10 protein-coding genes are annotated in these 15,641 nt (G+C 43.5%); 7 read left to right on the top strand and 3 right to left on the bottom strand.

The annotated features are described in order from the left end of the window. The first annotated feature begins 50 nt into the window (after nt 1-50). The 7 genes from DXC10_RS07200 (at nt 51) to DXC10_RS07170 (ending at nt 13,664) form a co-directional block, all read left to right on the top strand. On the top strand, nt 51-2,195 hold the full coding sequence (locus tag DXC10_RS07200; protein ID WP_117737589.1) for a DUF4906 domain-containing protein: 2,145 nt from the start codon (nt 51-53) through the stop codon (nt 2,193-2,195). A gap of 49 nt (nt 2,196-2,244) precedes the next feature. Continuing rightward, complete coding sequence (locus tag DXC10_RS07195; RefSeq protein WP_117737588.1) at nt 2,245-3,213, top strand: hypothetical protein; 969 nt, start codon at nt 2,245-2,247, stop codon at nt 3,211-3,213. Continuing rightward, nucleotides 3,198-4,781 (top strand): hypothetical protein, encoded by a 1,584-nt coding sequence (locus DXC10_RS07190; protein ID WP_147331297.1) that lies wholly within the window; start codon nt 3,198-3,200, stop codon nt 4,779-4,781. Before DXC10_RS07195 ends, DXC10_RS07190 begins: the two co-directional genes overlap by 16 nt. Before the next feature lie 82 nt (nt 4,782-4,863). Further along, the gene (gene dnaG / locus DXC10_RS07185; protein ID WP_117737586.1) at nt 4,864-6,957 is read left to right on the top strand and encodes a DNA primase; all 2,094 of its coding nucleotides are present in this window, start codon (nt 4,864-4,866) and stop codon (nt 6,955-6,957) included. Between the two features lie 158 nt (nt 6,958-7,115). Then, nucleotides 7,116-10,034 carry a chondroitinase family polysaccharide lyase gene (locus DXC10_RS07180; RefSeq protein WP_117737585.1) on the top strand — a complete coding sequence of 973 codons (2,919 nt, stop codon included), beginning with the start codon at nt 7,116-7,118 and terminating at the stop codon, nt 10,032-10,034. Between the two features lie 43 nt (nt 10,035-10,077). Continuing rightward, the gene (hepB, locus tag DXC10_RS07175) at nt 10,078-12,396 is read left to right on the top strand and encodes a heparin/heparin-sulfate lyase HepB (RefSeq protein ID WP_101544218.1); all 2,319 of its coding nucleotides are present in this window, start codon (nt 10,078-10,080) and stop codon (nt 12,394-12,396) included. A 188-nt stretch (nt 12,397-12,584) separates the two neighbouring features. Continuing rightward, the gene (locus DXC10_RS07170; RefSeq protein WP_101543693.1) at nt 12,585-13,664 is read left to right on the top strand and encodes a linear amide C-N hydrolase; all 1,080 of its coding nucleotides are present in this window, start codon (nt 12,585-12,587) and stop codon (nt 13,662-13,664) included. A gap of 30 nt (nt 13,665-13,694) precedes the next feature. On the opposite strand, the gene folE is transcribed toward DXC10_RS07170, so the two are convergent. The 3 genes from folE to tpiA all read right to left on the bottom strand — a co-directional run bounded on the left by folE (nt 13,695) and on the right by tpiA (nt 15,640). Continuing rightward, complete coding sequence (gene folE, locus DXC10_RS07165) at nt 13,695-14,282, bottom strand: GTP cyclohydrolase I FolE (protein WP_101543691.1); 588 nt, start codon at nt 14,280-14,282, stop codon at nt 13,695-13,697. A gap of 40 nt (nt 14,283-14,322) precedes the next feature. After that, complete coding sequence (locus DXC10_RS07160) at nt 14,323-14,781, bottom strand: SPOR domain-containing protein (protein ID WP_101543688.1); 459 nt, start codon at nt 14,779-14,781, stop codon at nt 14,323-14,325. Between the two features lie 103 nt (nt 14,782-14,884). Continuing rightward, nucleotides 14,885-15,640, bottom strand: a complete 756-nt coding sequence (tpiA, locus tag DXC10_RS07155; protein WP_101543685.1) for a triose-phosphate isomerase — start codon at nt 15,638-15,640, stop codon at nt 14,885-14,887. Nucleotide 15,641 lies beyond the last annotated feature (1 nt).

Here is a 15,641-nt window from a genome sequence, read left to right as displayed (position 1 = left end):
GACTTGTTTACTTCAAAGATATATTTCGAATACCATAACAACCCACTAAGATGAAAAAGATTCATTACTTATATATTCTTCTCCTCCTCTTCGCCTCCTGCGAAGAGGACATTCCCGTAACAGACGCTCCATCTCCGGATTCCCAAGAAACCGTTATCAGCCTGTTGCCGGAAGATATAACGGTAGTCGAAACCCGCACCGCCACTCCCAAGATGGCATTGCCCGACGGTAAAGTGGAACGGGTGGCACTCTTTGTATTCGATGGAGGAAGCGGCGCACTGCTTACTTACAAAGAACAAGAACTGGACTATCCGGACAACGAAATACGCATACTGCTGCCCAAAGGCAAAAACATAGCATTGCATGCCGTATGCAACGTCAGTGACGAATGGGTAAGCAACATAAAAACCGCCCAAGAGCTTCGCGAGAAAATGATTGTCATCGACAAAGCCGACGATGTGTTCCGAGGTAGCTTAGTGATGTACGGCGTCTTGGAACTCGGTGCAGCCCAAGTAGCGGATAAAAACACGAAGCAGCCCTTACCCGTCCGTCGTTTAGGCTCGCACATCAGCATGGACATCTGTTTTGCTCCCTACGTGCCGACCGACAAGTTCTATCTGACCGAGGTGCTAGCATGCAACCTGCCCGACCGCAGTTGGGTAATCGGTCGTCCGGGCAGTCTGGAAGGAAACGAACGCTACAAATTCGACTCCAACGACGGGGATGCCACCTACGATGCCCAACCGGACATCATGAAAACCCATTACCTGCAAAACCAGCGTCTCCCCCTCAAGGAAACCCCTACGGGCAGTTACCAGACCTCCTTCTATCAGTTTGAAAACCGCCGCGGCGGACTGGATAACAGCAAGGACTGGTTCGACATGATTTCCGATGCCAATCCGCAGAAAGAGAATCTGAAACAAGTATATAAAGGCAAGTACGCCGAAGAAAAGTTTCCTTTAGGCTCATACGTACTCATCAAAGGCACGTATGTGGCGGACGACGGCAAAGTCACCTACGACAGCAGCTACAAAGTGTATCTGGGTAGCGACAACCACAGCGACTTCAACATACAGCGCAACAGCCGGTATGCCTACACCGTCACCATCCGCAGTTGCGACAAACTGGATACCCGCGTGGATGCCGTAGCCCTGAACCAGGCAATACTGGTTCCCTCCTTTGCCTCTCCACTGGACGCACACTGCAACGCCGCCCGCTGCCTTGCCTACGCAGCAGGCAGTTGGGAGATATTCGTGGAAAATCCCGACCGGACACCCTGGCTGGAGATTTCGTTCGCCCCCCGCTACGTGCCCCATCCGGCAGGACAGCCCTACACCGAAGAGCATGCCACCACCCGCCTGCAAGGCGAACAAGCCCTGCTGCGCTACTTCTACATACATACCGACGAATACGTGCCCGAAGCCTTCGCCGAAAGCGGACTCCCACCAACGGAAGCCGATTATCGGAGCGGAGTGATTGTGCTGCACGACAAGAAGAACGGAAAAGAGACCAAACTCACCATCACCCAACGCCCGGCGCAACCGGTGGTGCTGCCCCGTAAGGATTTATTAGGAAACATCATCGAATACCACAAATATTACGTGGAGCATACCCTCGAAGAGAAAAACCTACAATGGGGCTTCCTGAAATATCCCGCCAACCCCATTATGACCAGCATGATAAACGACCGCTGGGACGGACTGTCCAACACCCGCAAGCTGTACAGCGAAGCCACCAAAGAAGGCGGCATGTATAACCCCGGCAACGCCGACCCCGCCACCATCGACATTCCCCAAGACATCGCCCTGGGCTATGCCATCCGCAAGAACCGCGACCGCAACGGCAACGGACGCATCGACCCCGAAGAGATAGTGTGGTACATGCCCGCCCTGGACGAACTGGCGGAACTGCGCCGGGCAATGGACGAAAACCACCTCTTGTTCGAGAATGACCAGGATAAGTTTTGGTCCTCCACCCCCTATCTGGCAGGATATACCGACGAAATACCCGGACGCGCCTTCTACACCAAAATGAGAAACGGCGAGAAAGCCTTTGCCATGCGCAACCGCTACTACAACGTCATCTGCTGCCGCCGCCAAAATGCCTGGACAGGCAATGATGACAGCAGCGGCAACGGAAACATCGGCTTGGAAGATCCTTGGGAAGAAGAAGAGGAGATAATGCCTGTCAAATGATTTGTGATTTGTAAGCTATAATCCGTAATCCCCACTAAAAAAACATACAATGAACCCAAAAACATTCATATTCGGCATATGCCTTTCCGTACTGACAGCTTGTTCGCAAGAAGAAGTTACCGACCTGTCGGCAGAACCCGCCACAGCAGTATTCGGCATATCCACTCGTGGAAACAACACTACCGTACAGCCCGACGCAACCACCCAGCAAGTACGGCTATATGTAGGAGAGCATAAACCGGAACATCTGGATGACAAAAACCATCTCCACCTGCGCCAAGCCTACGATTTGGAAACAGGCGCTTCCTTCCGCCTTGACAACCTGCCTCCACGCCGCTATAAACTTGCCTTTATATGCGTACCCGCCAATCTTCCGGGAATCTTCTCCGAAGAAAAGCCCGGAGAGAACTCATGCGACTTCAACCAGCAACTGATAGACTACGGCACTGTGCTGAATGCCCAGCAAGACCCCGACTATGCCACCAGCGGACATCTCTACCGGAAAGTTATCAACCGATGGTTGAAAAGCGGAGAAACACTTACCGAGGATGTCACCTTGAACCGCCTGAACGGGCAACTCATCATCGACATGGGCATTCCCGAAGATCAGTTCGAGTACGAAGTGACCGAAGTAAAAGTCATTATCGAACAAACTCCCACCCTAATCCGTATTGCCGACAACGACAAAGACGAACTGATAATGTCCGCCCCTACCAACGAAGCGTTCATCTATACAAGCGTTCCCGAATGGGGAGTACGCAAGCACCACCGGGTTACCCTCAACCTGCTACCCTCCGAACTGAAAGGCAAAATCATCGTGACTACCGGCGGCAATCTCAAAACCTACTCCCTACAAGGCGTGTATGGCGGCGGAACGGTTCTCATCAAACAAAACACCCGGACCACCCTCGAATTCAACGGGCTACACAAAGACTGTTTCACAGTGAAGTATGCCGGCTTCGAAAACTCACAGATCGGTGTGGATAATGACGAGTGGGACGGATGGCAAGAACAATGACCTCCCCAAAGAACAATCTCTCTAAAAAGAACAAATACGTAACAGATATGAAACTCTATCCCCAAATAGCATTACTGGCAGCCCTGCTGATGAGCGGCACTGCCTGCAACCACGAACTTCCCGGCGAGGAATCTTTTCACAGTTCCACAGACGGCATGCTGCTGATAGACTATTCCCTGGGCACCGGAGAAAACGCCATACCTTCAGGAGCAGGCATCACACGTGCCGGTGAGGACAACCGCATCAACTCCCTGCACTACTTGGTTTATGACGTAGATAAGGATGTGCTGGTGAAGCAACGCAAGATTCCCGGCATAGCCCAAGTTACTTCGTGGCCTCTGTCTCGACAGAACATGACCTGGGAACAACGGCTGGCCCTGCAAGACACTTTACCGCTCAAGGCAAACTATCAGATTGTGTTCGTAGCAAATGCCGACCCCGAACTTTTCAGTGACACCCAAGCGGAGTTATTGCAACGCACAGACAAGTACTCCACAGCGTCCCTCACCCTGCCCGCCACTCCTTTCACAGAGGATAACCTGTACTATCTGTGGTCGCATAGAATCAACACCGGCAACAGCAGCCACGATAACTTCTACCTGTGCAACGTCTTGCTGCAACGCATCGTCACAAGAACGGACGTGCAGCGCATGGATATTCCGGCTACCGAACCCGAAAGAGACGATTTTATTTGCCGGATGATTGAAGAATCTCTGTTTGAAGACCTGACATGCAGGAAAAATGCTTCCAAGGAAGAAGGAAGAATCAGAAAGGAAATAAAAAAGAAGATACAGGATTTTCAGAATTTGACGAATTTAGCTGTAGCAGGCGGAGTGCTTACTATCTTTGCAGCCCACGTAGCAAGCATGAATTTGGTATTGAACGAAGAAGACAATATAGACTTAATCATCGCCTCACTCCGCGACCCAATAATTCACAACAATCTGCTTCCCAAGCTGAAGAGCGGGACTTTACTGAACAAGTACCTGCAAAGCTGGAATTTGGGTGCCAATAAGAAAGCAGAAGTGCACTACAGCACCGGTAAGCGGGTGAACAGCTTCCGGCTGAACCGTTCTTTTGCCGGGAATGAAGGTACGGACATCCCCACTTATACCTGCCCTGCCAACAACGGCACATTTTCCATCTATGCATTTGCCGCCAACAATGCAGCAGATGCAGATTTGAACCAAATAGAGAAAGTTTCTCTCTACGATGAAGACTTCGCCTCCGCTCCCGGTACTCCCCGAATAGAGATAGGAGGTACATGGAACACCCGCCAAGATATGAACACCCTGCGTACCGTTACCTGCAACCCCATCAGATACATCCGCGAGCAAGGCAATCTGACCGAAAAGACAGACTATACAGTTAATCTGGAAACCGTACTCCGGGATAAATGGGATACCTCACTTTTTACGGATGATTTCAAGCAGACCATGAAGAAGGTCATTTTCATCTCAGACAACCAGTTTGGTACAGGCTTTACCGATTTCTCCTTCTCCCTTTTTCTGCCCACGCTGGATGAAACCCAGGGAGGAGTATCGATAAGCGCCGAATGGAGTTGGTAATCCAATCCTTGAACAGACTTGGCAGCTTTCTTGATAATTCAAGAAATATCATGTACTTTTGCGCAAGCATAACAAAGGAATTATGATAGACCAAGCCACCATAGACCGGATACTTGACGCCGCCCAAATCGTTGATGTGGTATCAGACTTCGTTACCCTGCGGAAACGTGGAGTGAACTATGTAGGTTTGTGTCCGTTCCATGATGACAAAACCCCTTCTTTCTATGTATCGCCCGCCAAAGGACTCTGCAAATGCTTCTCCTGCGGCAAGGGAGGTAATCCGGTGCACTTCATCATGGAACACGAGCAGATGTCCTATCCCGAGGCACTGAAGTTCCTTGCAAAGAAGTACGGCATCGAAATCAAAGAACGGGAACTCTCCAACGAGGAGAAAATCATTCAAAGCGAACGCGAGAGCCTCTTTATCGTCAATCAGTTTGCCCGCGATTACTTCCAGAATATCTTGCGTAATCATGTGGATGGTCGCAGTATTGGTATGGCCTATTTCCGTAGCCGTGGTTTCCGGGATGATATTATCGAGAAATTTCAGCTGGGATATTGTACCGAAAGCCATGATGCCATGGCACAGGAGGCTTTAAAGAAAGGATATAAAAAAGAATTTCTCATCAAGACCGGACTTTGTTACGAAACGGACGACCATCGCCTGCGAGACCGCTTTTGGGGACGTGTCATCTTCCCTGTACATACCCTGTCGGGCAAGGTAGTGGCATTCGGAGGTCGTGTGCTTGCCAGTGCTACCAAAGGTGTCAAAGTAAAATACGTCAACTCTCCCGAATCGGAGATTTACCATAAGAGCAATGAGCTGTACGGCATCTATTTTGCCAAGCAAGCCATTGTGAAGCAAGACCGTTGCTTCCTGGTGGAAGGCTATACGGACGTTATCTCCATGCACCAATCCGGCATAGAGAATGTGGTAGCTTCTTCGGGAACAGCACTGACACCGGGACAAATCCGACTAATTCATCGTTTCACCAACAATATGACTGTACTATACGACGGTGACGCCGCTGGTATCAAAGCGTCTATCCGTGGTATTGATATGTTGTTGGAGGAAGGGATGAATATTAAAGTCTGCCTTCTACCTGACGGAGACGACCCAGACTCTTTTGCACGTAAACATAACGCAACGGAGTTTCAAAATTTTATTCAGGAACATGAAACGGATTTTATCCGCTTCAAAACTAACTTGTTACTGGAAGATGCAGGTAAAGATCCAATTAAGCGTGCCGAATTAATCAGCAATCTGGTACAGAGTATTTCAGTTATTCCAGAAGCTATTGTACGTGATGTATACATCAAGGAATGCGCCCAATTACTACATGTTGAAGACAGACTTCTTGTTTCGGAAGTAGCCAAACGCCGCGAGACGCAGGCAGAAAGGCGTGCAGAACAGGCAGAACGGGAACGTAGGTCGACCAATACCACAAGACCTAATACAAAAACGATACAAATGCCAGACGCTGATGGTAATGTTCCACCTGTTACCACCGACAACACTCAGTTACCTCCTGGGGATTTAACCAGATATGAAGATGGTTCTTCTCTCCCACCGGAAGACGTATACGTTTCCTTTATCCCACAAGAGGGTAAGGAAGGACAGGAATTTTATAAATATGAACGACTGATACTCCAAATGATTGTACGTTACGGGGAAAAAATAATGTGCAATGTAACCAATGAAAAAGGACAAGAAATACCCGTCAGTGTGATAGAATATGTCATTAATGATTTAAAGGAAGACGATTTGGCCTTTCACAATCCGTTGCACAGACAAATATTGACAGAAGCCGCTTCACACATACATGACGAAGGTTTTACTGCTGAACGGTACTTTCTGGCACATCCGGATAACTCTATCAGTAAACTGAGCGTGGAACTTATCAGTAACCGTTATCAACTCAGTAAGTATCATTCCAAGAGCCAGAAAGTTGTAACTGATGAAGAACGTTTGTATGAGTTAGTTCCGATATTGATGATTAACTTTAAGTACGCCATTGTCAGTGAGGAATTGAGACACATGATGTTTGCCCTACAAGACCCATCCATTGCCAATGACGAAGAAAAATGCAATGATATCATGAAACGTTACAGTGAAATGCGGGAAGTACAAAGTATCATGGCAAAGCGTTTGGGAGACCGTGTAGTACTGCCCTAAACCGATATTTAGACATTACTAATATTGTTTTATACAAAAGTATCATTGTCTTGTATTTTAATTAGGAAGAAAAACACAAAATAAAAGGATACGATGCATATTCCACACTAATTTTGTTATCAGATAAATGTGACAAGATAAACTTTAGTTTATAACCTATGGAATACATCAGAAAAAAACTATTTATAGTAATCCTCATCATTGGTGGATTTCACTTGCAAGCACAAAGTTACTATAATTTTGAAAACGATGATGATTTACAAAACTGGAACATCAATAAAGGTACTCTATCCATAACTTCAGTCAAACAGAAACTCGGCAAGAAGTCATTGCACATAAAAGGACAACCGGGTACAATAATTACTATCGAACAGACACGAGGACTCCCAAAAGCTAGCCGAAGTAATCAAGGTGGTATTACAACCTGGATATACAATGACAATCCTATCAAACAATATCTCATATTCAGTTTCACAGACCAAGAAGGAAAGGAAATATGCCGTCTGCCCTTCTCACTTCATTTCAAAGGCTGGAGATGTTTGTGGGCACAATTCACAGAGGATATGGATAAAGAAAAAGGAGAGATTATTTCAAAAGTCAACATACTGTTCCCAGAAGATAAACAAATCGGAAACATTTACTTGGATTATTTGGAATTCACGCCAAAAGTGCCTTGGCAGAAAATGTCAGACGCACAATACTGTGTGAACCGTACCGATTTCAGCCTGATACCGGATTTTCTAAATTATAGAAATACTTCTCCATACGTACCCACAACTATTAAAGCTAACAAAGAAGATATTGCTACCATCGAACAGCGACTGACCGATTGGTATTTGGGAAGTTCCGAAACACTTCAACATCCGTGGATAGAAAACCGACGGCTGAAAGAACAAGAATTTATAAAAACAGGTGTAACAGCCGGAAAAGAGATATGTATCGCTTATGACACACAACAAACACCTATCGGTAAACCGCTGTATCCGATGGCTTTTCCTACTTATATAGACAAAGAAGATATAACAAAATTCAGAGATATCAACGAGAAAATCCTGCTCCCATTGGCTTTAGACTACAAAATAAATGGTGATACAAAAAGCTTAAAGAAAGCACTTTATATTTACGATTATTTCTACGACCAAGGATGGGCAGATGGTAGTGGCTTGGGAACTCTCTGCTTCGAGAAACTTAGAAGTTCCGGCTATTTCCATTCCTTTTACTTACTGAAAGATAAATTAAATAAGAAGCAATTGGAACGGGAATTAAACACTTTACAGTGGTTCACCCTTTTCGGTATCTGTTATCAGGAACCGGAACACACGGGAGAAGTTGCTGACAACTTACGTGCATTGGCTCTACCTAAGCTAATTTACGCTTTATCATTGACCGATTCTAAAAAAAGAGAAATAGCTATGACCGCTTTTCGCAATTACATGAATAACGCCTTGAGTATAGCTCCCGGATTTTTTGGAACCATCAAAGCGGATTTTTCCGGCTATCATCATCGTGGTCCGTATTTCAGCGCCTACTATCCGCATGCACTCTATGCAGGGGCATTAGTGACATATCTATTGCATGATACCCCATATGCACTCTCTGAAAAGACAATGAACAATCTAAAGCAGGCTTTACTAGCCTTCCGTTTTTTCTGCGCAAACTTAGACTGTCCAGCAGGAACAGTAGGACGTTTTCCGAATAACCAACAAATCCTTGAAACCCTTCTGCCAGCTTTCGCATACGTTGCTCTATCTTATCCTACTCCCGACCGGAACTTAATAGCCGCATTTAAGAAAATAACAGAAGATGCCACCAACAAACAAGCTATCGACACTTATATCAATACCGTTAATTCTAATCTGACTTATACAAGCAGTATCGGAGAAGCAGAGCTTATGGCCAAACTTTCCACAATGAATATCGCTTCAGAAGAAACTCCTACAGGAGCCTTATTTATGCCTTATTCCGGCTTAATGGTGATTAAAAATTCTGATTTTCATTTCAATATGAAAGGTTTCAGCAAATATGTATGGGATTTTGAATCTTCAAGCTCGGAAAATTTAAAAGGGCGATATCTCTCCTACGGACAAATTGAATATTTCGACTTTAAGAACGGGCACCGTTCATTCAATCCCCGAGAAAAAGCTTTCAACTGGAACCATATTCCGGGAACAACCGTCAAGGTACTCCCCGATTCCCTCTTGACGGATAAAGGAGGTGCAAGTAGTGGACACCGAAACTTTTCGGACGAAACATTCCTGGCAGGCATAAAAGGAGGTCGGAATAATGCTTTATTCTCTTTCCGTATGCACGATATCACTTATGATAAATCTCTACGAGCAAATAAATCGGTTTTTGTATTCGATGATGTATTATTATGTCTCGGTTCGGATATCGCTTGCAATGACCTTAATCATCCGGTAGCCACCACTTTGTTCCAAGCAATCATGCCTGTTCGGAAGTTCAAGAAACAAGAGAAAATACTGAATGACTCAACCTTACTGTATGCTGTACAAAAAGGGAATATAAAGATTATGCAGAACACTCCGTTTACGACCGCTTATCTGGATCATTCCACAAATCCTGTATCCGACAGCTACTTGTACTATATTCTGCCATTGAAAGAGAAAAGACGGGCGCAAGAACTTCTTTCTGAGAGAAGCCCCATCCGCATCATTAAACAGAATAATGATGCACACATTGTCATACATCAGGAAAAAAGAACAATTTTTGCAGCTTTGTTCAATCCTCAAGAAACGTACGAAAATCTCTTGGTGAAACAGGTCAATATCCCACTAGCCTATATTCTTGAAGAGAACACAGAAAAGAACCTGACTCTATCTATCTGCGAACCTGATATGCGTAGAACTTCTCACGAGCACATGGGACTACTGACCGAAAAAGATGTGATAGAGCAAGAAAAACCTTTCAATACGACTCTTATACTGAAGGGTGTTTATACGGCTTACTGCCCCGGAAAAAATGTAGTGGTGTTACCTGATACTAAAAACAATGAAACCCAAATAACCATTTCAACCGTTCGCGGTGAGAATTATGACATCCAATTACAAAAGAAATAAAAGTGTAAACAATCACTCATACTTATTAAAAACAATACGCAACATGAAAAAAAGCATTCTGTTTATGACGAGTTTTATCTTCATACTTTCCTTTGCCATCCAGGCACAGGAAAAGAATGAAGTGATATGGGAGAAAATAGATGATGTCACCATCCCTGTTCCTCCAAAGGTACACCCTAGATTGTATCTACTCTCATCCGACCTGCCGGAGTTAAGACAGAGGATGAACAATTCGCAAATAAAGAAAACCCTGGAAACCATGAAAAAACTGGGGAAAGACCGTACACCCGAAGAAGAAGCCAAGGCTCCGGCAAAAGATGGCTTCCGCTATTATGCAGAAATGCGTGGAGTAACGACACGTGTACAATTACAGGCCCTCGACTATCTAGTATATGGTGATAAGAAACAGGCTCGAAAAGCCATTACTGCAATGCTGGATACTTTACAGAATACCAACTATGGCAAGAAAGGAGATTTGTCCCGAGCTAGTGGTTCTATGTTGATGTGTGGTGCTATGGTATATGACTGGTGTTACGACCAAATGAAAGAAAAAGAAAAGAAAGACTATATAAAATCATTCATACGTATAGCCAAAACCATGGAATGTGGCTATCCTCCACACAACAATGAACCGATTGCAGGTCATTCCTCTGAATGGATGATTATGCGTGACATGCTTTCTGCCGGGATTGCCATCTATGACGAATATCCTGATATGTACAACTATGTCATCAAGATGTTCTATAAAGATTATATTCCTGTACGCAATTATGTTTATTCAGGACATAATTATCATCAAGGAACAAGTTATGCAAACGTACGTTTCAGTAATGACCTTATAGCTCAATGGATATTGTCACGCATGGGAGTAGATAAGGTGTTCAATCCCGCACAACAATTTGTATTATACGACTTCTTGTATAGAAGACGTCCAGACGGACAAGTGATGCCTGCAGGTGATACCAACCCAAACCGAAGATACAGTCCTTCGTATGGACTGCCCGCTATGCTTGCCTACAGTTTCTATAAAGATGGTTATCTGGCTTACGAATACGAGCGCAAGCCCAAAGTAGACAATCATTGCCTTATTTTTGACATCCTTTGGAGAGACCTCACCGTAGAGTCTAAATCACCTGAAGACCTACCATTGACACGTTATTCCGGCACTCCTTTCGGATGGATGATAGCCCGTACAGGATGGGGAACAAACAGTGTAATAGCAGAAATGAAAATCAACGAGCATTTCGTGGGTAATCACCAACATCTGGATGGGGGAACTTTCCAGTTATACTATAAAGGGCCTTTGGCCATTGATGCCGGTGCTTATCAGGGAAGTTCGGGAGGATATAACAGTCCGCACAACAAGAATTTCTTTAAACGTACCATTGCACACAACTCGTTGTTAGTCTACAATCCTGATGAAAAGTTTGCCTGCTGGAACTACGGTGGAGCAGACAAGACGGAATTCGCGACCAATGATGGTGGCCAACGTATGCCGGGCGACCGATGGGAAACTTGTCGTTCATTCAAAGATTTGTTAAGTAAAGATTATACCACAGGACAAGTATTAGCACACGGAATGGGTAAGAACACTCAAGCTCCGGACTATTCTTATCTGAAAGGCGACATCACACAGGCATATACAAACAAAGTCAAAGAAGCGAAACGTTCTTTCGTTTTCCTAAACCTTAAATCGTCCCAAGTACCTGCTGCCCTCATTGTATTTGACAAAGTAGTATCTTCCAATCCCAAATTCAAAAAATTCTGGTTGTTACATAGTATTGAAGAACCAAACATCGAAGGTAATCGTTTCATCGTGAAACGTACCAAGAATGGTGATACTGGTATGTTACAAAATCAGGTATTACTACCCGAAGCGAACAATACACATATTGAAAAGGTAGGCGGACCAGGAAAAGAATTCTGGGTATTCGGTACCAATTACCCCAATGATGCGCAACCCGGGCGACCCGACGATGCCAACGAACGTGGTGCATGGCGCATAGAAGTATCACCTGTTATACCTGCTACAGAAAACTACTTCTTGAACGTAATGCAAGTAGCTGACAACAACTGCCAGCAAATGAACGAAGTGAAACGAATTGATGCGAAACGTATTATAGGTGTACAAATTGCCAACCGTGTAGTTACCTTTAGTAAAAATGGCGAACCTGTTTCCGGAAAATTCGATATAACTATAAATGGCAATCAAACCATGCAGTTTGTTCTTACTGACCTCGTTTCGGGAACCTGGCAAATAAAAAAAGACGGAAAAGTATATATATCTGCTATGGAAGTTCGTTCAGACGACGGTATCCTCAACTTTGAAGGTACAGCAGGGCATTATGAGTTTCTCAGATAATCATTATATCCGTTTATGTTATTGATATAATAAAAGTAATACTTTCAAAAAGAAGTGAACTCCGAAAGTTTAATAAAACATTTTTGGGGTTCACTTCTTTTTGAAACATTCTCTGAGAAGTCAGAAAACAGTCTTATATACCAAACTTATTCTTTATAAAACTTGTTATTAATGAAAAACAAGTTTGTATGAAACAAAAATTATTCATTGTATTATCGATAGCTGTTCTATTTGTTTATTCTTCTCAGGTAAATGCCTGTACAGGAATTACTTTGAAAAGTAAAGACGGTTCTACCATCGTAGCACGTACCATAGAATGGGGAGGAAGTAACTTGAACAGTCAATATGTCATTGTCCCACGTGGATATAGTGAACAATCTTATGTTCCTAACGGAACAGATGGTATGTTTTTCACTGCTCGATACGGATATGCCGGACTGGCGGTTGAACAAAAAGAATTCGTTGCAGAAGGATTGAATGAAGTGGGGCTTTCAGCTGGTTTATTCTATTTTCCAGACTATGGCAAATACGAAAATTATGATGTGACTTTAAAAGATAAAAGTATAGCAGATCTACAATTGGTAGCATGGATATTGGGACTATGCAAAACAGTAGAGGAAGTAAAAGAAGCTGTATTAAAAGTACATATAGTCCATATCGATCCACGGGCTTCAACCGTACATTGGAGATTTACAGATACCTCCGGAAAACAACTTGTACTTGAAATTATTGATGGAAAACCTCATTTTTATGAAAACATATTAGGAGTACTTACCAATTCACCAGGGTTCGAATGGCAGATTACAAATCTAAACAACTACGTTAATCTCTATCCTGGGACAGCACCTGTACAACAACTGGATAATATCAAATTATCTTCATTCGGTGCAGGAAGTGGATTTTTAGGCATTCCTGGTGACGTGACTCCTCCTTCACGTTTTGTACGTGCTGCTTTTTATCAATCTACCGCTCCGCAACAAGAGACATCCCAAGAAACCGTATTTCAATGTTTCCAGATATTGAACAACTTTGATATTCCAATTGGTATAGAATTTACCTCCGGAAAAATCCCTGTAAACATACCAAGTGCCACGCAGTGGACTTCGGCCACAGATATGAAAAATCAAATCATATACTACCGTACGATGTATAATAACTTGATCAGAAGTATTGACTTGCGTACAATTGATTTTTCAAGAATCAGTTATCAAGCCGCACCACTGGACAAAACAAAGAAACAAAACATAGAAATAATAAAAGTAAAGTAAAATCCAGGTATATCCTTAATTCCACCATAATTACGAATTATGCCTTATCAGGTTCATAAACTCCTCACGTGTCTTTGCCTGATTAAATGCTCCAGTAAAATCAGATGTTGTGGTAATAGAATTTTGTTTTTCAACACCACGCATCTGCATACACATATGTTTAGCCTCTACAACAACCATTACGCCCAAGGGATTTAGAGTTTCCTGAATACATTCTTTTATCTGTAGCGTCATACGTTCCTGTACCTGCAGACGATGAGAAAAGATATCCACTACACGAGCAATTTTACTTAAACCGGTAATATAACCATTAGGAATATAGGCGACATGAGCTTTTCCATAAAACGGAAGCATGTGGTGTTCGCAAAGTGAGAAGAAATCAATGTCTTTCACTATGACCATCTGGCTATATTCTTCCTGGAACTTAGCAGAGCGAAGTACCTCATGTGGATCCATAGTATATCCTCTGGTCAGTGACAACATGGCTTTTGCTACCCGTTCCGGCGTTTTCAATAATCCCTCGCGCCCGGGATTTTCACCTAATAAAGCAAGAATACGATGATAATGTTCTTTTAATTCATCCAATGAAGGAGATATAATTTCTTCTTTTCCTAACATGAGGGAGGTTGATTACTTATTACAAATTAGACTTTGAATATTAAAGCGGAATATTAATTTGGTCTTTCACTATAGATACTTCTTTGAAAACGCCAGTTGCACGCAATTGACGCATCATAGCATCAGCTTCTTCTATACTGCGAAAATCACCTGCACGACACAGCCAACGAGGTGGAGCAAAAGATGTATAGACCGTCAGATCAGGAAAGTATTCCTTAATACGGGTAGCAACAGAATAGGCTTCATTTTTAGCTTGACGTGTATTATTACCGGCATATACTTGCACACGATAACCCGAACTCTTAATCACTTTACGATCCTCAGAACCGCCGGGAATATACTCTGAACCAATCAATGCCTCAATACGGGCATCTTGATGAATAGTCACTTTACCTTGTCCCGATACATTACGCTCCAGACTTTTCACAATGTTATTCTGTGCAACAGAAAAACTTGCAAAAACAAAGCAGGCAATTAAAAATAAACCAAGCTTCTTCATAAATTGATAATTGATAGTGGATAATCGAATTTAAAAATGAATAGAGCGATAATTGACAACTGATTACTCAATTATCAATTATCAACTCCTCATTATCCATTAATTAATTGAATGCATCAATGATACCCTTGAAATCAGCAACTTTCAAAGCAGCACCACCAATCAAGCCACCGTCAACATCCGGATTAGCAAACAGTTCTTTTGCATTGGAAGCCTTACAACTACCACCATAAAGGATAGAACAATTTTCAGCAACTTCTTTTCCATACTTTTCAGCAACAAGTGAACGAATGAACGCATGAATTTCTTGCGCCTGAGCAGCTGAAGCAGTTTTACCTGTACCAATAGCCCAAACAGGTTCGTAAGCCAAAATGATCTTAGAGAAATCTTCTACAGACAGAGAGAATACAGATGCCAACTGAGCAGCAACGACTTCGTTTTGCTTGTTAGCCTCACGTTCTTCCAAAACCTCACCGATACAGAAGATCGGAGTCAAACCATTAGCCAAAGCCAATTTAACTTTCTCTGCCAAGATTTCTACTGTCTCGTGATAATAAGCACGGCGTTCCGAGTGACCGAGAATTACATACTTAGCACCTGTAGAAGCAACCATCGCGGCAGAAACTTCACCCGTATAAGCTCCAACCTCCTTGTCTGCACAGTTTTCTGCACCTACACCAATCTTAGCTGCATCTACTAACGGAGTTACAGATGCCAGGTGGATAAACGGAGTACAGATGATAACATCACAGTTCGGTTTTTCATTCGCCAATGTTTCATTTAGTTCTTTTGCAAGAGCAATACCCTCCTGGAGGGTTTTGTTCATTTTCCAGTTTCCTGCAACAATGTTCTTTCTCATT

The organism is Bacteroides sp. OM08-11 (assembly GCF_003438665.1).
In the GTDB taxonomy this organism is placed as follows: domain Bacteria; phylum Bacteroidota; class Bacteroidia; order Bacteroidales; family Bacteroidaceae; genus Bacteroides; species Bacteroides cutis.
Note: the sequence above shows the minus strand (reverse complement) of the source record. Positions and strands in the feature narration are given on the sequence as shown.